This is a genomic window from Bradyrhizobium sp. 142, from assembly GCF_023074015.1.
Taxonomy (GTDB): Bacteria; Pseudomonadota; Alphaproteobacteria; order Rhizobiales; family Xanthobacteraceae; genus Bradyrhizobium.
In genome coordinates this window covers 1-23,323 of sequence record NZ_JADPKQ010000081.1, presented here as the reverse complement: position 1 = coordinate 23,323, position 23,323 = coordinate 1, and the positions used below count along the sequence as shown (strand labels likewise).

Sequence of the window (23,323 nt, the reverse complement as noted above, 5' to 3'; positions counted from 1 at the left end):
GCCTGTCGATATCTGCTTCGGCACCAGTCCAAGCCAGGCGCCGAAGTCGCGGCCTTTCGAGAACACGTCTCCAGTGCCGATCGCGGCTACCATCGCGCTCGAGATGATCGGGCCGATGCCCGGGACCGTCATCAGTCGCTCGCAGCCTTTGTCTTGACGAGCCAATGCTTCGATCTCGCTGGAGAGGTCCTCAATGCGCGCGTCCAGTCGGCGCCAGTCTCCTGCCAGGTCCTCGATGATGCGCAACATGCGAGGCGCGAGGACATCGGTGCGCGTCGCGAGGATACCCGAACACCTTCTCGCGCCATCAGGTCGACGCCGCGCCTGGCTTCCCAGATGTCCTGAAGGATCATCGTGCCGCCGAGATAGACCGAGAGCAGCACGATCGCGGCGTAGCCCGTCATGTGACCGACCGGGGAGGCAACCAGCAGCACGTCGCCCGCATCGAGTCCGAACCGCCCCGACAGTGCCTTGCAGCATGCAATCAGCGAATTCGAGGTGTGCATGACGCCCTTTGGCTCACCCGTCGTGCCCGAGGTGAACATCAGCACGGCCACGTCGTCCGGACGCAGGCCCGCCGGAAGCCTGCCGGGCTCGGACGACAGCAGCATCCGCTCAAAGCCGGTCTCGTCCTCGCCGTCGGCGACGATGACGTGCTTGAGATGGGGCAGATCGGGGCGCATGCCTTGCGCCATCGCGGCGTAGTCGAACCCGCGATAGCTCTTCGGCACGATGAAGACCTTCGCCTCGCAGAAATTCAGGATGTAGAGCAGCTCGCGCTCCCGCAGGATCGGCATCACCGGGTTCATCACTGCGCCGATCCTGGCGCAGGCGAACGCCGTGACCACGAATTCCCACCAATTGGGCAGTTGCACGGTAACGACATCGCCGCGCCCGACACCGAGCCGCAGCAGCGAGCTTGCGGCACGATCCGCGAGCCTTGCCAATTCCGCGTAGGTGAACCTCGGCGCGTGTTCGCGATCCGCCCGGTCGGCGACGATCGCGACTTTGTCGGGCGCCCTTGCGGCGGCCTCGGTCAGCAGCTGATCGACACTTTTGTCGAGCCAATAGCCGGCTTCGCGAAAGCTGGCGTGAGGCGCATCTCGTAGGACAGCGGCCACGGTCATGTCTCCCTCCTGCGGTATCGCGTCATTTCCGACTTCACGTCGGATTAATTTCGTTTCTCGGTGGACCATATTGCCGCGTGCGACCTACTGCCAATGGTCAAGATTGTCGCTTCCGGCGCCACCGCGAGCGTCACGTCCCGGTAAACACCGGCTTGCGCTTCTCCACGAAAGCCTTGACGCCTTCCTGCGCATCCGCCGTTCTCGAAATCGCGGCGAGCGTCTGCGCCTCCTCCTCGAGCTGGCTTTCGAACGATCGATCGTTGGTCTGGGCGAACAGCCGCTTGATCGCACCAAACGCCTCGGTCGGACCGGCAGCGAGCTCCTTCGCGATCCGCGCCGCCTCCGACGGTACTGCCTCATCCGGAACGACGAAGTCGACGAGGCCGAGCGACAGCGCCGTCGCGGCATCGAACGTCTCACCGAGCAGGAAAAATCGTCTTGCGCGCGCGACGCCGATCCGGCGTGTGAGCGTCGTGGTCGACCCGCTGTCCGGACTGAAGCCGATTTTGGAAAACGCCGCCGATATCCTCGCCGATTCCGCCATCACCACGAGGTCGGCGGCCGCGATCAGCGACACGCTGCCGCCCGCGACATTGCCGTGAACGGCAGCGACGACCGGCGCGCGCATCCGAACCATCCTTGCCATGGCCACATGAATGTCGGCGGTCCAGGCCTTGATCGTCCCCGGCAGCGCGTCTCCCTGCTTCACCAGCGACATCAGGTCGCCGCCGACGCTGAACAGCCGGCCGCGCGCGGAGAGCAGCACCGCCCGCACATCGGCACGCTCGCTCAATTCCGCGATAGCCAGGCCAAACTCGCGACAGAAATCACCGTCGATTGGATTGCCGCGGGTGGGCTGATCCAGAATGATATGGGCGAGACCATCGTCGATGGTACATTCGAAACTCTCGGTCGATATCGCCAGTCCCATCGGTATCCTCCTTTCACGACAGCGCGCTTGCAGATCTTTTCCGTCCGCTGAGGCCTAGATCGACCGTGCCCGCTTTTCCTTTTGCACCGAAGCCTGGATGGACTCGCGGGCGCGCTGCCAGTCGGCGGGCGACAGTTTCGACAACCCGGCAAAGGTGCTGGGCGCGGCCAGATGATGGCCGCCATCGATGCTGATCGTATCGCCGGTGATGTAGCTACAGCCATCCGACATCAGGAAGATCAGGAGATTGCGCAGCTCGTCCATCTGGCCGAAGCGACGCAGCGGCACCTCGCTGGCCTGGGTTGCACCGACGCCGGTCTCTGCCAGCGGGTTGAGCTTGTCCCAGGCCCCTTCGGTCGGGAACGGTCCGGGCGCGATCGCGTTGACCCGAATGTTCTTCGGCCCCCACTCGACTGCGAGCGACATCGTCATGGCATGGACCGCCGCCTTCGCCATCGCCGCCGGCACGACAAAGGCCGATCCGGTCCACACCCAGGTGACGAGGTTGCTGATGATCACGCCCGGCAGGCCGGCCGCGATCCACCGCTTGCCGCAGGCGAGCGAGGTGTAGAACGAGCCGTCCATCACGGTCGACCGTACCGCCTCATAGCCGCGCGGCGACAGCGTCTCGGTCGGCGCGAGAAAATTGGCACCGGCGTTGTTGACGAGGCCCGTGAGCGGACCATCCGCCCATATGCTGGTCATCATCGCTTCGATGCTGTCGGGCTCGCGCACATTGGCGAGCAGCGCGGTCGCCTGCCCTCCCGTTCGCGTGCCGATCTCCTGGGCGGCCTGGTCGAGGATGTCCTTGCGCCGGCCGCAGATGTAGACGTGGGCACCATGAGCGGCGAAGCCGATCGCCATCTCCTTGCCGAGGCCGGTTCCTCCACCCGTAATCAGGATGCGCTTTCCCTTGAGCACGGCGGCGTCGAACATGGGCGGCTCCCTTCCTGCGATCGATTTTCGTTGCGGTCGGCGCTTCCCGGCTGGACAGAGCAAGCGCCGCGCCTGACCGATTTAATACACTAGCGTACTTCTTTTGTAAATCGGTCGACGCCCGCGGCGCCGGAGCGCCGTTTCCACGCCCATTTCATAGCCTTCCCTTTAAAATACGCTGGTGTATGGTATTAGTTGAGCGTCCGGCCCTGACTCGGCCCTTAAGGGAAACATCGATGGTTGAACTGCCCGATTGGGATCTGCGTCTCGGATATCTCATCCACGACGTGTCGCGGCTCAGGAGGATGATGTTCGACCGCGCGCTGGCGCCGCTCGGGATCACTCGCTCGCAATGGTGGGTGCTGGCGTTCATCTCCCGCAAGGACGGCCTTCCCCAGGTGCAGCTCGCCAACGAGCTCGATGTCGGCAAGGTCGCCGTCGGAGCCCTGATTGACCGCCTGGAGTCGTCCGGCTTTGTGATACGCCAGGCCGACCCCGTCGACCGGCGGGTCAAGCGCGTCTATGTGACCAAGCAAGCGCGCGGCTTCCTGGAGAAGCTCCGCAAAGAGACTGACAAATTCAACGCCAGGATCGTCAACGGGATCGACCGGAAGCAGCTCGAGGCAGCCTCCGACGCGCTGCTCGCCATGAAGCACAACCTCCTCGCCATGTCGGGAGGTACGGAGACCGACGGCGAAGCGGACGTGGAGGAGGATGCGCAGCCATCCAAGACCCGGAAAAAGCGGCGGGCGGCGGCCTGAAGCCTGCCACCCGCCCGAGGTGCTCCGGGAGGAGTCCGTGGACGTCTCATGAGACGATGTCGCGCCCCCAGATGTCGGCGTTGGGGCGAGCTTTCCGCATCAATTCCATGACCTGAGGGCCGAGTTCGTTGGGATCTTCGACCGGGTCGATTCCCGGGCCGGCATGCCAACCCTCGGCAACCTTGAGAATCCCGTCACCGGCCTCAAATACGCGGCCGGTCACATCCTGTGATTCCTCACTGGCAAGCCAGACCACGATCGGGGCGACCCAACGCGGGTTGCGTCGCTTGAGCTCCTCCTCGGTGCGCTCTCTCAGTCCCTCTGTCATCCGCGTCTGCGCCCGCGGCGCGATGGCGTTGACCGTGATGCCGTACTGCCGAAGCTCCGTGGCGCTGATGATGGTGAATGCGGCGATGCCCGCTTTGGCAGCCCCGTAGTTGCTCTGGCCGACATTGCCGAACAACCCGGAAGCCGACGAGGTGTTGATCAGGCGGGCGCGGATCGGCGCACCGCGCGTCTTTGCCTCCTGCCGCCAGTATTGCGCGGCATGGTGCGACGGCGCGAAGGTGCCCTTGAGATGCACCTTGATCACCTCGTCCCACTCAGCCTCGGTCATGTTGACCATCATGCGGTCACGCAGGATGCCGGCGTTGTTGATGAGGACGTCGAGCCGGCCGAATGTGTTGATCGCGTCGTCGATCAGCGCCTTGGCGCCGGCCCAGTCGCTGACGTCATTGCCGTTCACGATGGCTTCGCCGCCATTGCACTTGATGTCGTCGACGACCTGCTGCGCCGGTGAAAGATCGGCGCCCTCTCCCGCAGCCGTGCTGCCGAGGTCGTTGACGACGACCTTGGCGCCCTGCTCCGCCAGCATCAGCGCGTATTCGCGCCCGAGCCCGCGGCCGCCTCCCGTGACGATCGCGACCCGTCCGGCACATAGTCGTCCCATTTCTCGTCTCCTCTCTAGTTCTTTGCGTCGCCGCTCATGACGTCGCCGAACAGATGCCAATTCGTCCCTTCGAAGCGCATCAACTGCCATTGCTTGACCGGAGCGAAATCACTTGGTGAGGTGTTGAGGCGGATGCCGGGAAGCAGCATCCCCAATTCGACGTCCTTTAAATTGGCAGCGTGCCGCATCACGCTCTCGCGCGTGAGATCGTCACCGCATTGCTTCAGCAGATAGACCAGCGCCTGCGCCGTGTTGTAACCGTTCACGATCAGCGTATCGCTGCGGTCGGCGCCGGGAAAATAGCCGTCCAGGAATCCGTTGAGATCCTTGAAGCCGGTATCGTCCTTCCATACCGGATCGTTCGGGTCCTTGAAGTAGGCGGCCGAGATCAGCCCCTGCGCGTTCTCGAATCCTGCGGGCTTGATCACGCTGCCGATCGAGGCCGAGACGTAGCTCAGAAAGTGCAGCGGCTTCCAGCCGAGCTCCGACACTTTCTTGATCGCTTGCGCCGCAAATTTCGGCGTCGCAATGTCGAACAATACATCAGCGCCGGTCGATCGCAGCTTGACGAGATGGGAGTCGATGGTCGGCTCCGACACGTCGAACGCCTCTTCCGCCACGATCATCGACGCGGCCTTGTCGCCGAGCCCCCGCTTGATCCCCTTGAGATAATCCTTCCCGAAGTCATCGTTCTGGAATAGGATCGCGACCTTCGCACCGGGACGCTGCTCCAGCGCAAATTTGGCGTAGATCAACCCTTCGGTTTCGTAGCTTGGCGTGAATCCCATCGTCCAGGGGAAGTTCTGCGGATCGTTCCACTTCGCTGCCCCGCTCGATACGAAGAGCTGCGGCACTTTCCTGGTGTTGAGATATTTTTGTACGGCCGAGTTGGCCGCCGTACCCATCGCGTTGAAAACCAGCAGAACCTCGTCGCTCTCGACCAGCCGCCGCGTCTGCTCGACCGTCTTGGGCGGCGAATAGGCGTCGTCGTAGGACAGGAAGACGATGCGCCGCCCATTGATGCCGCCTTCCGCATTGATCTTGCGGAAATAGGCCTCCTCGGTCTTGGCGACCATGCTGAAGGCGGAGGCAGGACCGCTATAGGGCGACGTGTTGCCGATCCTGATCTCGGTGTCACTGACACCCGGGCCGTATTTCTTCTCGCCGGCCGCAGCTTGTGTCGCGAGCACGCCGGCGAGGATCAGCGCGGTGGCCCACGCAACACCGCGACTGCCGACTCCTCGCAAGGTCCAATGGCCCGACCGGCCGGCGTTGCAAACCACGGCGTCACTCCCCGTCGGCACAACCGGCACCGACCGCTTCTATTTCGTACACTTGTGTACTATATGATAGAATATCTTTGCAACCACCATTGGCGCAATCGTGAACGGTCGCACCAGCATGCGTGCGCAGCCCAGTTAGGGAGGACGCCTTGAACCTCGAAGCCGTCAAGAACTTCCGTTTTGAACCCGTCACACACAATTATTCTCGCCGTGACACAATGCTGTACGCGCTGGGTCTCGGATATGGCTGCGAACCGCTCGACCCGGCGCAGCTCAATTTCGTCTACGAGTCTGATCTGCACGCGGTCCCTTCGATGTGCTGCGTGCTGGCGCATCCCGGCTTCTGGGCCAAACGGCCGGAGCTCGGCATCGATTGGCTCAGACTGCTGCATGGCGAGCAAAGCTTCGAGATCCATCATCCAATTCCGCCGGAAGGAACGGTCACTGCCAGCTACGAGATCGCAGCGGTGGCGGACAAGGGCACCGGCAAAGGCGCCATTCTTCACCTCGTCAAGACGCTCAACGACGCTATCGCAGGCGTGAAGCTGGCAACCATCCGCAGCGTGCTGTTCCTGCGTGGAGACGGCGGCTGCGGCAGCTTCGGCACTGTTCCGACCGAGGCCAGCGCCCTCCCCGAACAAACACCCTCGCAAACCCTGGACATCGCCACGCTGCCGCAAAGCGCGCTGATCTACCGGCTGAGCGGCGACTACAATCCGATTCACGCTGATCCCGAGGCTGCCGCGAAGGCCGGCTTTGAACGACCGATCCTGCACGGCCTGTGCACGCTCGGCATCGCGACGCGCGCGGTTCTCGCAACACTCCTCAATGGCAGGCCCGATCATCTCAGATCGCTGTCGGTCCGCTTCAGCCGTCCGGTGTTTCCAGGCGAGACGATCCGCACGGAGTTCTTCGCCATCGGCGGCCAGATCCGATTCCGCTCCCGGGTGGTCGAACGCGATGTCGTGGTGCTTGATCGCGGTACGATAGCCCTCCGCGATTGAGTTATTTCTTCTCGATCTTCGCAATCTCGACGATTTCGGCCCAACGCCGCGTGTCGGCTTCCTCGAACTTTCCCAGTTCATCAGGGCCGGCCGGAAACGCCTTGGCGCCGACGGACTCCAGATAGGCCGCGGTGTCCTTGTTGTTGACGAAGCCGAGCACGACCTGACCGAGCTTTGCCACGATATCGGAAGGCGTCCCGGATCGCACAAAGACTCCGACCCAAGCGCTCAGCTCCGCTCCGGACAAGCCGGTTTGTGCGAGCGTCGGGACATCGGGCAGGCCCGCCAGCCGTTCGCTGCTCGTCACCGCGAGCACCCGCAACCGCCCGTCCTGCATCAGACCCTGCGCACTGGCGGGATCGGCGAACACGCAATCGACCTCGCCGGCCAGCACATCCGTCAGTGCTTGGGGCATGCCGCGGTACGGAACGTGCTGCATCTCGATGCCGGCGCGGGAACGAAACAGTTCCGCGGCACCCCGGCTCGACGTGTTGCCGCTGCCGAACGACAGCGGCTTTTGCCGCGACTTCGCCAGGGCGATGAATTCGGCAACGGTCTTGGCCGGAAACTCCGGCTTCACCGCCAGCATCATCGGAATGGTCATGATCCCGGCCACCGGCGCAAAGTCCGCCTTGGGATCGTAGGGCATCGCGTTGAACAGGTTGATGTTGGCCGCCTGGGTCGAGTTCGTGGTGACAAAGACGGTGTAGCCGTCGGCCTCCGCCTTCAAAACCGCGAGCGCGGCAAGATTGCCGTCGGCGCCGGGCTTGTTCTCGACCAGAACCGTCACGCCTGTCTCGATGCGAATGCCTTCGGCCAGGCGCCGCGTCACGGCGGGGAACGGCACGATCAGGTTGATGCGGCGCGACGGGTAGGATTCCGCCGACGCCTGCCGCCAATCCGCCGCTCCGATCAATGCGGCAACAAGCCATATCGCGATTGCAATGCGAAGCCGCATGGATACTCCCTGAGTCCGAGACGCCCGACGTTGCCACGCTGCGGTCCGGGGTCAACCGCAGTCCCGATTTGTTCTGATCGTACTCTACTTTACTATTGCTGAGAACATTCGTTCGCAGGCTAAGCGCCAGCGTCCCGGTGCGCCGCGTCGCAGATGATCTCCGAAGACTGACCTATCCGCACGGTTCCGACTCGCCGCTGGTCCGGCTCAGCTCGACGCGATCGATCTGCGCAAAACGTCCGTCATCAATCTCAAGGTCCGCCGCAAAGTGCATGGGATCGGCATGGCCAGAGATCACATTCGGGAAATGCCAGCTCGCGGTGCCCAGGATTTCCTCCCTGGCAAGCACCGCGATCTTCAGCGGATGACGCGCGCCAACGCCACGCGCGCTCTGGTAGCCATCCGCGATGCAGTAGAGTTCGAGCCGCACCTTGTTCTCGGCCAGGCGCTGAACCGACAGCTCGATCTCGCAAAAACCAAAGGCGGGATCATCTTGTGAGCCCTCGGCGTAGAAATAGAACGCGCCGATCTTGCCGTGCGAGCACGGGCCGAGCTTGCGGTCCTTCGGCACCTGCGGATCCGGCCGCGCCGGCGTGCGCGGCGGCAACGGCCCGAGCGAGCAGAACTGGCGATAGGAATAACAGCTTCCCAATATTCCCTCCCGTTAGCCCTGGTCGAGCCCGAACAGCAGCCTTGCATTGGCGCAGAGTGCTTCGCGCCCGACAGACAAGGCCTGCTCGGCGAACTGCGCGGGCTTGTCCTGCTTGATCGTGAACGGATAGTCCGACCCGACGACGAGCCGGTCGTTGCCGACTTTGTCGGCCAGATATTGCAGTGCCGGTCCGTCATACAGGATCGTGTCGTAATAGAAGGATCGAGCGATCTCGGTCGGATCCCTTGCAAACAGACTCTGCAGCGGCGGTCCCATTGCATAAGCGTGGTTCAACCGCGGCAACAGCCAGGGTAGCGCGCCGCCACCATGGCTAAGCAGGACCCGCAGCTTAGGAAAGCGCTCGAGCACGCCATGGGTCATCAGCGACACCGCGGCGAATGCCGTCTCCAGCGGAAACGCCGCCACGGCCGCAAGCTCCGGACGGCCACCCATCCGATCGAGCCCCAGCGGATGCAGCGGATGGATCATGAGCACCAATCCGGCCTGCTCCGCGGCTGCATAGACATCGTTCAGGCGCGCGTCGCCGAGCGCCATGCCATTGATGTGCGTTCCGATCTCGAAACCGCGCAGGCCAAGTGACTTGATGCTGTCGATGCGACGCACCGCAAGCGCAACATCCTGCATAGGCACCATCCCGATCCCGACGAAATGCCTGGGATGATCGGCGCAGAGCGCCGCGATGCCCTCATTCACGTAGCGGCAAAGCGCGTCGGCGTCGTCAGGGGGAAACCAATGCGACAGCAGTTCCGGCATCGGCGAAACGACCTGCACGTCGACGTCGTCGAGCGCCATGTCATCCAGCCTTCGGCGCGCATCCCAGCTACGGGAATCGATCACCCGAAACACCTTGCCGCCGACCACGACGGCCGCGGATGCGTCCTTGAGTTCGATCGACGGCCAGAGCGGATTGCGGCCCGGCTCCACCGGGATGTGCCGCGGAACAAAATGGGTATGGGTGTCGATCGCTTCGACCAAGACGTTTCCTCGATGTCTTTTTGCGGCGCACACCCCGGCAAGAACCCGGCCTATGCGTCGTCATCAACTTACAAGCAGGTTGGACTGTTTTTATTTCCTATGCAATCCTATATTCGTATGCTAGTGCACGATCCAACAAGATGCGGCCGATAGTGCATCAGGGAGCGAAGCGAGCGTGGCGCGAACGATCGAGAACATCGTGATCGCAGGAGCCGGCCAAGCCGGCGCGCGGGCCGCGGAAGCGCTGCGGGCGCGCGGTTTCAAGGGCGCCATCACGATGATCGGCGACGAGCCCCACCCTCCCTACGAACGGCCGCAGCTGTCCAAGGCCATGTTGCTGTCCGCCGATGCGCCGGTCGCCTATATCAAGCAAGCGCGCGACTGGAACGACGCACTGGGCGTGCGTCTCGAGACCGGCGCGGCGGCCGTCGATTGCGACACCGACCGCCGTATCGTGTTCACCGCCGACGGCCGTAGCTTTGCTTTCGACCGGCTCCTGCTCGCGACCGGCACCCGTCCGCGACGGCTCGCCGCGCTGGATGGCGGGCCGCTCGACGTCCAGTACTTACGCAACGTCGAGGATGCATTTCGTTTTCGTCGTCACATCGCGACCCGCTCACGCATCGTCATCGTCGGCGGCGGCGTCGTCGGGCTGGAAGCGGCCTGCGCGGCAGCGAAGAGCGGCTGCCTCGTTACGGTGATCGAAAGCGAGACGCGGCTGCTTGCCCGCGCGTTCCCTGCCTCGGTCAGCGATCTCGTCGCCGATAGGCACCGCAGTCATCGCGTCCAGTTCGTGTTCGGCACAACGGTGATCGGCGCCACGCCTCATTCCGTTCGGCTGAGCAATCACACGGAGATTGGTGCCGACCTGGTGCTGGTCGGTATCGGAGTGAGCCCGTCGGGTGATCTCGCCGCACGGCTCGGCCTGCCCAGCGCCGACGGCATTGCGGTCGACGCCTGCGGCCGCACCGCTGTTTCGGACGTCTTCTGTGCCGGCGACGCCGCCCTGCAATGGAGCCGGTGCCATGGCCGCGCGATCCGCGTCGAGACCTGGGCGAATGCACAGAACCAGGCCATTGCAGTGGCGGCCAACATGATCGGCGAGGTCAACGCCTACAACGACCCGCCATGGTTCTGGACCGACCAGTATGACCTGAACATCCAGGTCGTCGGCGACATGCGCGATGCCGAGCACATCGCGCGCGGCGATCCGGCCAGCGCAAAATTCTCGATCATCGCAATGCGCGGCACCGAGGTGGTCGGCGCGCTCGCGGTGAACGCCGCCAAGGACATGGCGATGCTTCGGCGGATCATCGCCGCCAACGCCAAGCCATCGCGCGGCGATCTGGAGTCGCCGGGTTACGACCTCCGGGCCGCATTGAGATCACAATGAAAATTTCAAGGGAGGGAGTGCAATGAACGCGTTCGAACGCATGAACACCGCGCTCATGGTCGACGAGACCAGGCAAATCTTCAAGGTCTCGCGGCAAGCGTTTGTCGATCCCGACATCCTCGAAGCCGAGCGCGCGCGCATCTTCGAAAGATGCTGGCTCTATCTCGGCCACGCCTCCGAACTGCCCAAGCCCGGAGATTTCGTCACCCGCCAGGTCGGCGGCCGCAGCATCCTGTTCGCGCGCGATGCCAAGGGGACCTTGCGCGCCATGTTCAATACGTGTCCGCATCGCGGCGCACAGGTCTGCCGCGAGAAGCACGGCAACGCAAAATCCTTTCAGTGCTTCTATCACGGTTGGGTGTTTGGCCTCGACGGCGCGCTGCGCAGCCAGCCGGGCGAAGCTTCCTATGCGCCGGATTTCAAGGAGCGCAGCACGTCGAACATGCAGCAGGTGCCGCGGTTCGAGACTTTTCGCGACTTCGGCTTCGTCTGCTTCGACAAAAATGCCGAGCCCCTCGACAGCTACCTCGGCCCGGTGAAGGAGTATCTCGACATCATCGCCGACCAGGCCGAGATGGGCATGACCATCGTCGGCGGCACGCAGGAATATTCCATGCGCGCCAACTGGAAGCTGCTCACCGAGAACTCGATCGACGGCTATCACGCGCTCACCACGCATGCGACCTATTTCGATTACCTCAAGGCCACCAATGGCGGGCTGGCACCGGTGCCGCTGGAAGGCGCCGCGCGCGATCTCGGCCGTGGACATGCCGTGCTGGAATACAAGGCGCCGTGGGGGCGTCCGGTCGCACAATGGGTCCCGATGTGGGGCGACGACGGCAAGCGCGAGATCGACCGGCTTTACCAGGGCCTGGTCGCGCGATTCGGCGAAGAGCGCGCCAAACGGATCGCGCTCTACAATCGCAACCTGTTCGTCTTCCCGAACCTCGTGGTCAACGACATCATGGCCGTGACCATCCGCACCTATTATCCGCAGGCGCCCGATTTCATGACGGTCAGCGCCTGGGCGCTGGCACCCAAGGAGGAGACCGATTGGGCACGCAAATACCGCCTGTTCAACTTCCTCGAATTTCTGGGCCCTGGCGGCTTTGCCACTCCCGATGATGTCGAGGCGCTCGAACAGTGCCAACGCGGCTTCCGCAACGCCACCGAGGCGCAATGGAACGACATCTCCAAGGGCATGGGCAAGGAAACGCCGGCGTACGACGACGAGCTACAGATGCGAGCGTTCTGGTCGAACTGGAACAAGCACGTCTTCGCGGCATCGGCGTGAGGCAGGAGGCGCACATGCAGAATATCTCGCGTGCCGATGTCGAGGACTTCCTGTTCGCCGAGGCCGAGCTGCTCGACGAATGGCGGCTGCCGGAATGGCTCGAGCTGTTCACGGACGATGCGATCTACTACGTGCCGTCGACCGACGTTCCCGCCGATTCCTCTCCCGACAAGAACCTGTTCTATGTCGCCGACGACCGCTTCCGCCTCAGCGAGCGCGTCAAGCGGCTGATGAAGCGCACCGCGCATGCCGAATTCCCGCATTCGCGCACGCGACATCTCGTCAGCAATGTGCGGATCCGGGGCCGCAGCGACACTGAAATGGAGGTCGCCACAGCCTTCATCACCTATCGCACCAAGGACGGCATCACCGACACCTATTTCGGCAGCAACCGCTATCGGCTGGTTGCGGAAAACGGCCGGCTGCGGATCAAGGAAAAGCGCTGCCTGCTCGATAGCGACGGGCTGCGCACGCAGGGACGCGTCAGCATCATCCTTTAGGGGTCGTCGATCGTGGACAAGAAGCTCAGGAACAATGTGGCCGTGGTCACCGGTGCCGCAAAGGGCATCGGCCTTGCGATCGCGGAGCGGCTGGCGAAGGACGGCGCCAGGCTGGTGCTCGCCGACCTTGACGAGGCCGGGCTGAAGCAGGCCGCGGCGCATCTCGCCAGCCAGTTCGACGCGGAGGTTGCGACCGAGGCCGGTGATCTGTCCGACCAGGGCGTGGCCGAAAAGACCATCAAGCTCGCCTCCGAACGGTTCGGCCGCCTCGACATCCTCGTCAACAACGCCGGCGGCGGCATCATCAAGCCGTTCGCGGAGCACACGCCGGAGACGCTCAAGACCACGATCGACCGCAATTTGTGGACCGTGCTGTGGTGCTCCTGGTACGCGATCACGCCGATGCGCAAGCAGGGCTACGGCCGCATCATCCATCTCGGCGCCGATTCCGTACGCAGCGGGCTGTGGGATCATGCCGCCTACAACGCCGCCAAGGGCGGCGTGCATGGTCTCACCACCGGCATGGCCCGCGAGTTCGCCAGGGATGGCATCACCGTCAACACAGTGGCCCCCTGCGCGGTGAACACGCCGCAGATGGCTGCAATCACCAAGAGCGATCCCGCACTTGCCGCAAAATTCGTCAGCGTCATCCCCATGGGCCGTCCGGCCGAGATGGAGGAAGTCGCCTCGATGGTTTCCTATCTCGCCTCCGCCGAAGCGTCGTTCGTGACCGGCCAGGTCATCAGCGTCAACGGCGGCAGCACCATGCTCTAGGTCTTGCTCATGGCTGAAACGGTCATTCTTTGCGCTGCCGATGAGGTCGTCGAGGGCGAGATCAAGCAGGCGCCGCTGCCCGACGGCACCAACGTCGCGCTCTATCGCGTGGCCGGCACCATCTACGCCACCGCCGACATGTGCACGCATGGCGAGGCGTCGCTGGCGGAAGAAGGCATCATCAACGGCAAGATCGTGGAGTGCACCTTCCACTTCGGAACGTTCGACGTCACCACCGGCGAGCCCACCGGCATGCCTTGCGAGATTGCCTTGAAGACCTATCCCGTCACGGTCGTTGACGGGAACGTCCAGATTGAGGTCTGACATGTCGCCACTCCCCAACCGCTCGCCCTCCCCGCACAAATCCGCGCGCCGATCATTGGCGCCGCCGCGCCCGCGCACCCAGGCCGAGCGGACAGCCGAGACCCGTTTGCGCATTCTGAAGGCCGCAGCCAATCTGATCCGGCGTCGCGGCTATGCGCGGTTTCGCACCGCTGAAGTAGCCAGTGAGGCCGGCGTCTCCCGCGGCGCCCAGCTGCATCATTTCCCGACCAAGGACGAGCTCGTCGTCGCCACGCTCGAATACGTCTTCGAGCAGGCGCAGATCCTCAGCCGCCGCCGCGCGGCTGCCGTCAATCGCCCGCGCGACCTGATCGAGGCCGTGATCGAGGACGCCAAGGAATTTTTCTTCAGCCAGCATTTCATGGTCGCGATCGACATCGTGCTCTCGACCTCCACCGACCAGGCGGTGCGCAAGAAGATCCTCGACATCTCGCGGAAGGCGCGTCGTCCGGTCGAGGCGGCCTGGGCAGAGGCGCTGGCTGCCAGCAACGTTCCCCCCGCGGTCGCGGCCGATGTCGTGGCGCTCACCCTCGGTGTCGTCCGCGGCATGGCGCTGCGCACGCTCTGGGACAACGATCCGAAATGGTTCGAGCATCTGTTCGAGCTCTGGCGGCAGATGATCAAGGCCTTCCTCGAATCCCAACAGAATCGGAGTCGGCTGCGATGAGCAGGCAAGCCGCAAGCACGCCACTGATCACATCAGTCTGCTACATCCGTCATACCGTCAGCGAGCCGCAGGCCTGTGCGCGGTTCGTTTCCGACATCTTTGGTCTCCAGCAGGTTGCCGGTCACGACGACGAGCTGGCCTTCCGCTCGGACGATCGCTTCCGAACCGTGAGTCTCAGCCACGATCAGCGCGACGGCACCAGCATCGGCATCGAGGTCTGGGATGACGCCGCGCTGCAAGACATCGGCGAGCGGCTGCGCGCGCAGGATTTTGCCGTGCGGCCGGCAAGCCCGGACGCATGCCGGCGGCGATATGTGCAGTCCGCCCTGCTTGCGGACGATGCCTCCGGCAATCGCATTGATCTCGTCACCCGTCCCACCCGCAGCGGCCGGCGCTATTTTCCGCCGCGCGATGCCGGCATCGTCCAGTTCCAGGGCATCGGCCTGCGCAGCACCGATCATGTCCGCGACCTCACGTTCTGGCGACTGCTCGGCGCCGAGGTGACTGACTGGGTCGGCGATATAGCGTACCTGCGCATCGATCATCTGCATCACCGGATCGCGCTCTATCCGTCACGGCGAAACGGCCTGCTCTACGCCGCCTTCGAGGTCGAGGCGCTCGATCAGATCATGCAGAACAGCTACTTCATGCAGGACAACCAGGTGAGGATCGTGCAGGGGCCCGGCCGCCAGTCGGCCTCGCACCAGATCTTCCTGCATGTCGAAGGACCCGATGGGTTGATCCTGTCCTATGTCAACGGCATGGCCGAGATCGGCGAGAAGCCGCGTCCGGCCCGGCAATTTCCGTTCAACGCCACCTCGCTCTGCAACTGGGGCAGCGAAAGCAAGGATGTTCCCGAGCTCGGCGTCCCCGCATCATCGAACAGGAGCAACGCATGATCCAGTTGAAGGACGTGAGCTATGTCCGCCTCGGTTCGCCCGATCTGGAGCAGGCCGAGCATTTCGCCACCGCCTGCCTCGGCCTCCAGGTCGCCGAGCGCGGCGACAAGGCGCTATATCTGCGATCCGACGAACGCGCGCACACGCTGTGCTACTCGGAAGGCGATCCGCGCGAGCAGACCGTCGGCTTCGAGGTGGAGGACGAAGCCAGCCTGCAAGACGCGGCGGCGACTCTGGAATCGCTCGGCCATCCCGTCCACGCCGGCACCGCGCAGGAGGCCGAGCAGCGCAAGGTCAAGGCCTTCATCGGATTTCGCGACCCGACCGGCAATCACATCGAGCTGGTGGTCCGCCCGGAGCGCAGCGGGCGGCGCTATTTCGCCAGCCGTGACGCTGGCATCACCGGTTTCAGCCATATCGGCCTGAATTCGACCGATCCGGCGCGTGACGAGCGGTTCTGGACGCAAGTATGCAATGCACGTGTCAGCGACCGCATCGGCGACATCCCGCTGATGCGCGTCAATGCGATTCATCACACGATCGCGCTGGTGCGCGCGCCCCAGGCAGGCATCCAGCACATCAATCACCAGGTCGAGAGCAACGACGACGTGCTGCGCTCCTACTACTTCCTGAACGAGAGGCGCGTGCCGATCGTGTTCGGCCCGGGCCGGCATCCGACCTCCGGCGCGCGATTCCTCTATTTCAAGGGGCCGGACGGCATGATCTTCGAATACTCGGTCGGCGTCGACGAGATCGCGGATGAAGCGACACACCGGCCGCGGCAATACGGCTTCGAGCCGACAAGCTTTTGCATGTGGGGCTCCAAACCCGCCGGCATGACATTGCCGGGCAAATGAGCGCGATCGAAACGCCGCGGGCAGCGGGCAGACCTCACGAGGGACCATGGATCTGGGATTGAGAGGCCGCAGGGCCATCGTGTGCGCCGCCAGCCAGGGCTTGGGCAAGGCCTCCGCCATGGCCCTGGCACGTGAAGGCGTCGAGATCACGATTGTCGCTCGAAGGCGCGACGTGCTCGAAAGTGCCGCTGATGACATTGCGAGGGCAAGCCACCGCCGGCCCAGGATCGTCCTGGCCGACGTCACGACCAGCGAAGGCCGCGAGGCCATTCTCGCCGCCTGCCCCGATCCCGACATTCTCATCAACAACGCCGGCGGACCGCCACCCGGGGATTTCAGGAATTTCGGGCGCGACGACTGGATCAAGGCGATCGACGGCAACATGCTGGCGCCGATCGCGCTGATCAAGGCCACGGTCGACGGCATGATCGCGCGCAAGTTCGGGCGTATCGTCAACATCACCTCGCACGCCGTGAAGGCGCCGGTCGCGATGCTTGCGCTGTCGAATGGCGCCCGGACCGGCCTGACCGGCTTCGCCGCGGGCCTCGCGCGCTGCATTGCCGAGCACAACGTGACCCTCAACAATCTCCTTCCCGGCACGTTCGATACCGATCGTTTGAAATCCAACCTCGCGGCGCTCGCCAGAAATCTATCGCGCGGCGTGACTGAAGTGACCGAGGAGGTCAGAGCCAGCAATCCGGCCAAGCGCTTCGGCCATCCGGACGAGTTCGGCGCCACCTGCGCGTTCCTCTGCTCGGCACATGCCGGCTACATCACCGGGCAAAACATCCTGATCGACGGCGGCGCCTATCCAGGCACGTTTTGATTCCTCTCAACACAAGAATAGCGGCGGCCCCTTGTCCGTAGCATGCAAAGAGCGCCGAACCCGACTCCTGCCGAAACCCACGAAATATTGGGAGTAGAGCCCAGCAACACGGGCGCAAATCTTCGCAGGCCGTGTCCGGCCTGTCCTATTTCTACGCCATCGTGGCCGATTTCCACACGCGCGTTCAGGACCTCTTCTCCAAATCAAAATATTCGGTTTTGATGAGATCGCATCGCAGTCGGTCTAGAGCCGTGCGGGAATACGACATCGTCTCAAGAGACACGAGAAACAGCCGATCGGAGAGCGAGTCGTCCGTGAAGAACGCCCAAGCCGTTGATTTGGAATCTTAAAACGACGAACTGTGGAAAATGAATTCGCCGGAAACCGGCCCTTCAAAATGGGGTTCCTTGCAAATTTGATTCGTGATTCTCTGTCGTATCACTGCTTCGGCGGAGGACGGGATGCGGCCACGGGAACGGCGGGAGAAGGGCGAGCAGGATCTGTTTCGCTCCCGTCTCGATCAGATCATCGACATGGATCACCCGCTGGCGAAGCTGGCACGGACGGTGGATTGGCCGTTTCTGGAAGGCCGCTTCGGCGAGGTCTACACGGATGATCCGGGCCATCCGCCGCTGCCGACCCGGCTGATGGCGGGCTTGGCGATCCTCAAGCACACCTATGACCTGTCCGATGAGGTACTGTGCGAGCGATGGCTCGAGAATCCCTATTACCAGTACTTCTGCGGCGAGGAGTTCTTCCAGCACCGGCTGGTGTTCGATCGCTCCTCGCTGACGCGCTGGCGCAATCGCATGGGCGAGGAGCGGTTGCAGGCACTGCTCCAGGAAACCCTGTCGGTCGCCACCAGGACCAAGGCGATCAAGCCGTCCGAACTGTCACAGGTGATCGTCGATACCACCGTGCAGCCCAAGAACGTGATGTTCCCCACCGATGCCAGGCTGCTGAACCGAGCACGCGAGAAGCTGGTGCGGCTGGCGAAGCAACACGGGGTGGCTCTGCGCCAGTCTTATACGCGAGTCGGCAAGTTCGCTCTGATCCAGCACCAGCGTTATGCCCACGCCAAGCAGTTCAATCGCGCCAACCGGATGCTGAAGAAGCTGCGCACCTTGCTCGGCCGTGTCATTCGCGACATCGGCCGTAAGATCGAGGGCGACGGCGGGCTCGAAGCGGCGTTCGCACAGCTGATGATGCTGGCACGGCGCGTGCGCGAGCAGCAGCAGCGCCAGCGCGGCCCGAAGGTCTATTCCCTGCACGCGCCGGAAGTCGAGTGCATCGGCAAGGGCAAGGCCCACCGGCCTTACGAGTTCGGCGTCAAGGTCTCCGTCGCCACCACCCTCAGCCACGCCAAGGGCGGCCAGTTCGTCACCCACGTGAAGTCGATGCCGGGCAACCCCTACGACGGACACACCCTCGCAACCGTGATCCCCGAGATGGAGGCGCTGGTCGGCAATACCCTCGATCGCATCCTCGCAGACAAGGGGTATCGCGGCCACAATGCACCGCCAGACCACAAGTTCAGGGTCTTCATCTCCGGCCAGAAACGGGGCGTCACACCCAAGATCAAGCGCCAGTTACGCCGCCGAGCAGCCGTCGAACCCGTGATCGGCCACCTCAAGGCCGAGCATCGCATGGGCAGAAATTATCTCTGGTACCGTCGGGGCGACGCTGCCAACGCCATCCTCGCAGCCGTCGGCTACAACTTCCGCCGGCTGATCCGCTGGCTCCGGCTTTTATTGTGCCAGATTCTCGTCGCCCTCATGGCAACCCTTCAACCCGCTCCGGCTTAAAACCGGCGTTCTTCACGGACGACGAGCGAGCATCAGAACGTGTAAAGCAGCCCATCTGTCAGAATGAAATCCGACCTCTCGCTAAGTCTTTGAAAAAGTTGGAGCGGGTGAAGGGAATCGAACCCTCGTATTCAGCTTGGAAGGGTGTCGAACTCTCAGCATTTTCAATGCCGGTTCGGACAAAATGCAGCTTCAGACGCCTTTGAACCTCAATAACTATTCCGGCCTGTCCGAACCCGTTTAGCGCCTCTTATTCGTGGATTGCCCGTCGGCAGCGCAATTCGTACCATACCTGCCAATCGTTTTGCACGGCGGAGGCGAGCGATGCGTATTTTAAGAATTGTCGCAGTAGTTATAGTGATAATCGCCGGCCTCGCCTTTGGGCCAACGATATTTTTTCATTTCTACCGACCCCTTCCGGACCTAGCCGCCGGAATTTCTTCGCTCGGCAGCGATGCAAAGGCGGGTTCTGAATTGACCAGAAGGCTAAGCGAGAAATTCCCGATAGGGTCCTCGGACACGATATTGAAAGCCGAACTTGATCGGGAAGGATGGGGCCCGATCTACGTAGATACTATCAACACCCGGAAACCTCCTGATCAGTACGTAAGGTTCAAGCGTCACATCAGCCTGCTCTTCGTGGAGGTCGCCACTGTTGTGTGGAAATCAGATGACAACGGCAACTTGATCGAAATTAGTGGCGGCTATTTCAGGGATGCTTTCTTCAAACAAGGTTAGCGGTCCCACGACCGGAGAGACGCCACTGAACCTTAATGACATTTCCGGCTTGTCCGAACACGCCTAGCGCTGCATCCACTCCGACCTGATCACCCTCGGCGGCGGCGGCACGGGCGCTGCGGCCAGCTCAGAGGCCCGCTGATCGAAGTTGATCGTCACCGCCTGCCGGGCAGCGGTCGCATAGACCAACGCATCCAGCGACTCCGCTCGGCGTCCGGGGATGCGTTCAAAGCGACGGCTCGGCTGGCCGCGCTTGTACCGGATCACCCGGCGCTCGCTGGCGAGCTGTTCGTAATAGACCGTGGGCAGCGAATTCGAGAACCGGATCGTATTGCCGCGCGCGAGGCGGTCGAAGATCGCCGACTTCAGGACATCGACGCCGATGATCGCCAGCCGGTTCGTCTTGGCGCTCTTGCCGCGCGACATCATGAACCCCGGCCGGGTTCCCGACATGCCCTTGCCGGCGAACACCCGGCGACTGATGCGCGGGCCGCAGAAGCCGAGCACTAGGTCGGCGTGGTCGCCGTCACCGCTATCGATCACCGCCGCATCGACCTTGAGGAAGCCGCCATTCGGATGCTTCCATTTCGTGCGCAGCAGCTCGTCCAGCTCCAGCCAAGTCGTGTCATCGGTGAACGCCCCCCAGATCACCAGATGACCGAGCACCAGCGCCGCGCCCTCGCGAGTCCAGCCGACCACGGTCGCCTCAATGCGATCATCCTGCACGTCGGCGCCGACCGTGACGCAAAGCACTTCGGCGACCAGCTCACGGTTACCATCAACCCGGTGGTCGTTGCCGAGGTGAACCCGTTCAGTCGCCTTGTTGCGATTGTCGAGCCGCGTTTGACCGATGTCGCGCGTTGGTATCTGGCCGCTGACCCGGCCCTGCTGCCGTGCCTCGAATTCGCGTATCTCGCGGGCGCGCCCGGTCCTCAGGTTGAGACCCGCGTCGGCTTCGATATCGATGGCATCGAGACGAAGGTTCGCTTGGATTACGGTGCGGGTATCGTCGAGCATCGTGGCCTCGTGACCAACGCCGGCGGCTGATCATGACCGACATGTCCACCTTGCTCGCCCAACTTGAAGCGCTCAAAGCCGCGCGCCGCTCTGGCACGCGGGTTGTGCAATACGGCGACAGTCGCGTCGAGTACCGTTCCGACACTGAAATGATGGCGGCGATTGCTTCCATCCAGACCGAGATCGCGGCGGAGGGCGGCACCTCGCGGCCGGCCGTCGCCGTGGTGCGGTCCAGCAAGGGTTACTGAGACTCCGGCACAGGACAAATGAGGGCGAAGCGGCCAGTCCAACAACGGAAAGCCAGAACCTCCCCGCTGTGCCGGGTTCCTTTTCGTGGGGTCAAGGTTGGCGAGGCCGCAATTGTTTTCGGGTAAGTGGACTCGGACTCTTACGTCGAGTCGAGGTGACGCTTATAGAGATAATTGGAAAGGCATCAGCATGAGCGGCGATGACACCGCTTGGCAGGCACTCATCAGGTTCGTCGCGAACGGGTGTATTTCGGATCGTGATCTCGAAAGTCGCGAACCTTGGGACATCGAGACCTACCCACCGCGACCGAAGCGAACGCGCAAGCGCCGGATGACGCTCTCCCGTGCGATGCGGCAGGCAAGTGAAGCTGGCATCGCTGTCGGCAGTGTGACCATCAACACGGACGGCAGCGCGACGCTGACCTTCGTCGAGCCGGGATTGAGCAGCGCGACGGAAGAAACGTCTGAGGACTTGAGGAAGCTGCTATGAAGCCGCCCCGCTCTGCCCTACCGTTGCCGCGCTACGTGGAGCGCAAGCCGCTCAAGAGCGGCGGCTGGGGATTTTTCTTTCATGTACCATCATGGGCACGGAAAGCCGATTGCCTCGTGCAGAGCGGGCCTCTGGGCACTGACTACGATGCTGCCGTGCTGCGGGCCGAAACCATCTTGTTGCCTGCCTTCGATGATTGGCGGACCGGCGGCATTAGCCCGCCGTCATCGCCAGCCGTCGTCGCGTTCGGCACACTCGATTGGATGTTTGCCGAATATCGCGCTGACCGTCGCTACACGAAACTCAGCCCCAAGCAAAAGCGCAACCATAAAGTTGGCTTTGAACTTGTCGGTGGATACGCCTTGAAGGATGGCAAGCGGCTTGGCGAAAAACGTTTGAACGCCATCGATACTGCGCTGACCGATGACCTATATGAAAAGCTGATGATCATCAAAACCACCGACGCCAAAGGCAACGTGATCGAACGTGAGCGCCGCACCACAGTCAACCACGCCATGAAGTCATGCCGTCGCGCTTGGAACGTGGTCGCACGTCGCCATCCCGGCAAGTTGCCGTTGGTCAATCCGTTCGCGCAAATGGGCCTGCGATCATCTGACCGCGAGACGCCAACCGCGAGCTATGACGATCTGCTGGCGTTCCGCGCCAAGGCTGTTGAACTCGGCCTGCCGTCGCTGGCGACCGCTGCACTGATCGGCTGGGAATGGCTGCAACGCGAGACAGATATCTTCGCGGTGTTCGCGGTGTCGCACTACCGACCGAAAGAGCGCCCGAACATGGTGCGCGTGGTGGACGAAAAAACGAAAAAGGAAAGTTGGATACCGCTGATCGATGATGCTGGCGCATCCATCTATCCCGAACTGATGGCCGAACTCGATGCCATCAATCGGGGTCGTATCGGCGGCCTGATGTTGTGCCGGGATTGGGGCGACCGTAGCCCGTGGCCGACATGGCCGAAGCCGGATGAGCCCGATTTCACGCATCTCAGCCGTAAGGTCAAAGAAATCGTCCGCGCCGCTGGCCTACGCGACGAACTGTCGTTCACGTCATTCAGGCATGGGGGTTTCACCGAGGGCGGCGACGCCGAATTGACCGACCGCGAGATGCTGGCACAGGGGCGGCACTCGACCGTGAAGGTGCTTCCGAAATACACCAAGCGCACGACGCGACAGGTGATGAACGGGGCTAAGAAACGCCGCGCGTCGCGAACAAAAAGCGGACATTTGTCCGAATGAGCGGCAGCTCGCTTGTCCGAATGGATGGCTGACAATGCCGGAAGTGCCTGAAAACATTGGAGCGGGTGAAGGGAATCGAACCCTCGTATTCAGCTTGGAAGGCTGCTGCTCTACCATTGAGCTACACCCGCATCACCGGCTCCCTAACACGGCGCGGCGGCGGTCTCAACTGCCCAAGAGGCGCTTTCCGCAGCCTTCCCGGCCCTCGCGAACGGACCTAGTGGCTCTGCACAGTGATTTTGACGGGTTGGGTCCGGCGGTCAGATTAGCTCGGGCAGGAGTTTCGGATCAATGAGGACCTCGATGCTGCGAGGCGTCCTTGGCTGCCGTCTGATGAGGCCGGCGCGTTCCAGCGTCAGCACCATCTGGTGAACCGAAGGCGGGCTGACGCGGAAATATTCCTGCATGTCGGTTTCGGCCGGGGGCCTGCGATGCAGCCGGGTATAGAGGTGGATAAAAGCCAGATACTGCCCCTGCGTGGGCGTGAAGGGTTTTGTCGAAGGACTCACGCCGGCCATCCGATTCAGTTGTTCGTGCGTGCCTCGAACGAGGAGGCACGCCATGAATGTACGCTATCGGGTCGAACTCAGCCAAATCGAGTGCACCGAACTGAGGGCGCTGCT

Annotated in this window: 25 protein-coding genes, 1 tRNA gene and 2 pseudogenes; 16 read left to right on the top strand and 12 right to left on the bottom strand. The window is 62.9% G+C overall.

Annotated features, from left to right (window positions below):
• The 4 genes and pseudogenes from IVA82_RS08785 to IVA82_RS08770 form a co-directional block, all read right to left on the bottom strand.
• Window positions 1-285: pseudogene (locus IVA82_RS08785) on the bottom strand (transposase); the annotation flags it as partial.
• A gap of 59 nt (window positions 286-344) precedes the next feature.
• A pseudogene (locus IVA82_RS08780) lies at window positions 345-1,127 on the bottom strand (AMP-binding protein); the annotation flags it as partial.
• 130 nt (window positions 1,128-1,257) lie between these two features.
• Window positions 1,258-2,058: an enoyl-CoA hydratase-related protein gene (locus IVA82_RS08775; RefSeq protein WP_247389995.1), complete on the bottom strand. Its 801-nt coding sequence runs from the start codon at window positions 2,056-2,058 to the stop codon at window positions 1,258-1,260.
• A gap of 54 nt (window positions 2,059-2,112) precedes the next feature.
• On the bottom strand, window positions 2,113-2,994 hold the full coding sequence (locus IVA82_RS08770) for an SDR family oxidoreductase (protein WP_247389994.1): 882 nt from the start codon (window positions 2,992-2,994) through the stop codon (window positions 2,113-2,115).
• A gap of 236 nt (window positions 2,995-3,230) precedes the next feature.
• Here IVA82_RS08770 and IVA82_RS08765 point away from each other — a divergent pair, with 236 nt between their 5' ends.
• On the top strand, window positions 3,231-3,755 hold the full coding sequence (locus tag IVA82_RS08765; protein WP_247389993.1) for a MarR family transcriptional regulator: 525 nt from the start codon (window positions 3,231-3,233) through the stop codon (window positions 3,753-3,755).
• A gap of 46 nt (window positions 3,756-3,801) precedes the next feature.
• Here the strand turns inward: IVA82_RS08765 and IVA82_RS08760 are convergent, their stop codons facing one another.
• Together IVA82_RS08760 and IVA82_RS08755 are read right to left on the bottom strand one after the other, a co-directional pair.
• A complete protein-coding gene (locus IVA82_RS08760) occupies window positions 3,802-4,704 on the bottom strand; it encodes an SDR family oxidoreductase (RefSeq protein WP_247389992.1) in 903 nt (300 codons plus the stop codon).
• 14 nt (window positions 4,705-4,718) lie between these two features.
• Window positions 4,719-5,909 carry an ABC transporter substrate-binding protein gene (locus tag IVA82_RS08755; protein WP_247389998.1) on the bottom strand — a complete coding sequence of 397 codons (1,191 nt, stop codon included), beginning with the start codon at window positions 5,907-5,909 and terminating at the stop codon, window positions 4,719-4,721.
• 227 nt (window positions 5,910-6,136) lie between these two features.
• On the opposite strand from IVA82_RS08755, the gene IVA82_RS08750 reads away from it, so the two are divergent.
• Window positions 6,137-6,991 (top strand): MaoC/PaaZ C-terminal domain-containing protein, encoded by an 855-nt coding sequence (locus IVA82_RS08750; RefSeq protein ID WP_247389991.1) that lies wholly within the window; start codon window positions 6,137-6,139, stop codon window positions 6,989-6,991.
• A gap of 1 nt (window position 6,992) precedes the next feature.
• Here IVA82_RS08750 and IVA82_RS08745 read toward each other — a convergent pair whose 3' ends face one another.
• From IVA82_RS08745 to IVA82_RS08735, 3 genes are all read right to left on the bottom strand, one after another.
• Window positions 6,993-7,949, bottom strand: a complete 957-nt coding sequence (locus tag IVA82_RS08745; RefSeq protein WP_247389990.1) for a tripartite tricarboxylate transporter substrate binding protein — start codon at window positions 7,947-7,949, stop codon at window positions 6,993-6,995.
• A gap of 172 nt (window positions 7,950-8,121) precedes the next feature.
• The gene (locus tag IVA82_RS08740) at window positions 8,122-8,601 is read right to left on the bottom strand and encodes a hypothetical protein (protein ID WP_247389989.1); all 480 of its coding nucleotides are present in this window, start codon (window positions 8,599-8,601) and stop codon (window positions 8,122-8,124) included.
• A gap of 12 nt (window positions 8,602-8,613) precedes the next feature.
• Window positions 8,614-9,597, bottom strand: a complete 984-nt coding sequence (locus IVA82_RS08735; RefSeq protein WP_247389988.1) for an amidohydrolase family protein — start codon at window positions 9,595-9,597, stop codon at window positions 8,614-8,616.
• A gap of 175 nt (window positions 9,598-9,772) precedes the next feature.
• On the opposite strand from IVA82_RS08735, the gene IVA82_RS08730 reads away from it, so the two are divergent.
• The 11 genes from IVA82_RS08730 (at window position 9,773) to IVA82_RS08680 (ending at window position 19,692) form a co-directional block, all read left to right on the top strand.
• Entirely contained in the window at window positions 9,773-10,990 is a 1,218-nt protein-coding gene (locus IVA82_RS08730; RefSeq protein ID WP_247389987.1) for an FAD-dependent oxidoreductase, read from the top strand.
• A gap of 22 nt (window positions 10,991-11,012) precedes the next feature.
• Window positions 11,013-12,284 carry an aromatic ring-hydroxylating dioxygenase subunit alpha gene (locus tag IVA82_RS08725; RefSeq protein WP_247389986.1) on the top strand — a complete coding sequence of 424 codons (1,272 nt, stop codon included), beginning with the start codon at window positions 11,013-11,015 and terminating at the stop codon, window positions 12,282-12,284.
• A gap of 14 nt (window positions 12,285-12,298) precedes the next feature.
• A complete protein-coding gene (locus IVA82_RS08720) occupies window positions 12,299-12,784 on the top strand; it encodes an aromatic-ring-hydroxylating dioxygenase subunit beta (protein WP_247389985.1) in 486 nt (161 codons plus the stop codon).
• Window positions 12,785-12,796: 12 nt separating this feature from the next.
• Window positions 12,797-13,558, top strand: coding sequence for an SDR family oxidoreductase (locus tag IVA82_RS08715; RefSeq protein WP_247389984.1), 762 nt, complete (start codon window positions 12,797-12,799; stop codon window positions 13,556-13,558).
• A gap of 9 nt (window positions 13,559-13,567) precedes the next feature.
• Window positions 13,568-13,882, top strand: a complete 315-nt coding sequence (locus tag IVA82_RS08710; RefSeq protein ID WP_247389983.1) for a non-heme iron oxygenase ferredoxin subunit — start codon at window positions 13,568-13,570, stop codon at window positions 13,880-13,882.
• 1 nt (window position 13,883) lies between these two features.
• Window positions 13,884-14,567: a TetR/AcrR family transcriptional regulator gene (locus tag IVA82_RS08705; protein WP_247389982.1), complete on the top strand. Its 684-nt coding sequence runs from the start codon at window positions 13,884-13,886 to the stop codon at window positions 14,565-14,567.
• Window positions 14,564-15,466, top strand: coding sequence for a VOC family protein (locus IVA82_RS08700; protein ID WP_247389981.1), 903 nt, complete (start codon window positions 14,564-14,566; stop codon window positions 15,464-15,466). The genes IVA82_RS08705 and IVA82_RS08700 overlap by 4 nt, the downstream gene beginning before the upstream one ends.
• Window positions 15,463-16,323: a VOC family protein gene (locus IVA82_RS08695; RefSeq protein WP_247389980.1), complete on the top strand. Its 861-nt coding sequence runs from the start codon at window positions 15,463-15,465 to the stop codon at window positions 16,321-16,323. The genes IVA82_RS08700 and IVA82_RS08695 overlap by 4 nt, the downstream gene beginning before the upstream one ends.
• Before the next feature lie 46 nt (window positions 16,324-16,369).
• Window positions 16,370-17,149 (top strand): SDR family oxidoreductase, encoded by a 780-nt coding sequence (locus IVA82_RS08690; RefSeq protein ID WP_247389979.1) that lies wholly within the window; start codon window positions 16,370-16,372, stop codon window positions 17,147-17,149.
• Window positions 17,150-17,610: 461 nt separating this feature from the next.
• Window positions 17,611-18,954, top strand: a complete 1,344-nt coding sequence (locus tag IVA82_RS08685) for an IS5 family transposase (RefSeq protein ID WP_247389978.1) — start codon at window positions 17,611-17,613, stop codon at window positions 18,952-18,954.
• A 324-nt stretch (window positions 18,955-19,278) separates the two neighbouring features.
• Window positions 19,279-19,692 carry a hypothetical protein gene (locus tag IVA82_RS08680; RefSeq protein WP_247389977.1) on the top strand — a complete coding sequence of 138 codons (414 nt, stop codon included), beginning with the start codon at window positions 19,279-19,281 and terminating at the stop codon, window positions 19,690-19,692.
• A 63-nt stretch (window positions 19,693-19,755) separates the two neighbouring features.
• Here IVA82_RS08680 and IVA82_RS08675 read toward each other — a convergent pair whose 3' ends face one another.
• Window positions 19,756-20,709, bottom strand: coding sequence for a terminase gpA endonuclease subunit (locus IVA82_RS08675; RefSeq protein ID WP_247493252.1), 954 nt, complete (start codon window positions 20,707-20,709; stop codon window positions 19,756-19,758).
• A 32-nt stretch (window positions 20,710-20,741) separates the two neighbouring features.
• Here IVA82_RS08675 and IVA82_RS08670 point away from each other — a divergent pair, with 32 nt between their 5' ends.
• The 3 genes from IVA82_RS08670 (at window position 20,742) to IVA82_RS08660 (ending at window position 22,700) form a co-directional block, all read left to right on the top strand.
• On the top strand, window positions 20,742-20,957 hold the full coding sequence (locus tag IVA82_RS08670; protein ID WP_247389976.1) for a hypothetical protein: 216 nt from the start codon (window positions 20,742-20,744) through the stop codon (window positions 20,955-20,957).
• Between the two features lie 190 nt (window positions 20,958-21,147).
• Window positions 21,148-21,447, top strand: a complete 300-nt coding sequence (locus IVA82_RS08665; RefSeq protein ID WP_247389975.1) for a hypothetical protein — start codon at window positions 21,148-21,150, stop codon at window positions 21,445-21,447.
• Window positions 21,444-22,700 carry a hypothetical protein gene (locus IVA82_RS08660; RefSeq protein WP_247389974.1) on the top strand — a complete coding sequence of 419 codons (1,257 nt, stop codon included), beginning with the start codon at window positions 21,444-21,446 and terminating at the stop codon, window positions 22,698-22,700. Before IVA82_RS08665 ends, IVA82_RS08660 begins: the two co-directional genes overlap by 4 nt.
• Window positions 22,701-22,757: 57 nt before the next feature.
• On the opposite strand, the gene IVA82_RS08655 is transcribed toward IVA82_RS08660, so the two are convergent.
• Window positions 22,758-22,831, bottom strand: a tRNA-Gly gene (locus tag IVA82_RS08655).
• A gap of 129 nt (window positions 22,832-22,960) precedes the next feature.
• Window positions 22,961-23,209: a MarR family transcriptional regulator gene (locus IVA82_RS08650; protein ID WP_346658807.1), complete on the bottom strand. Its 249-nt coding sequence runs from the start codon at window positions 23,207-23,209 to the stop codon at window positions 22,961-22,963.
• Between the last annotated feature and the right edge of the window lie 114 nt (window positions 23,210-23,323).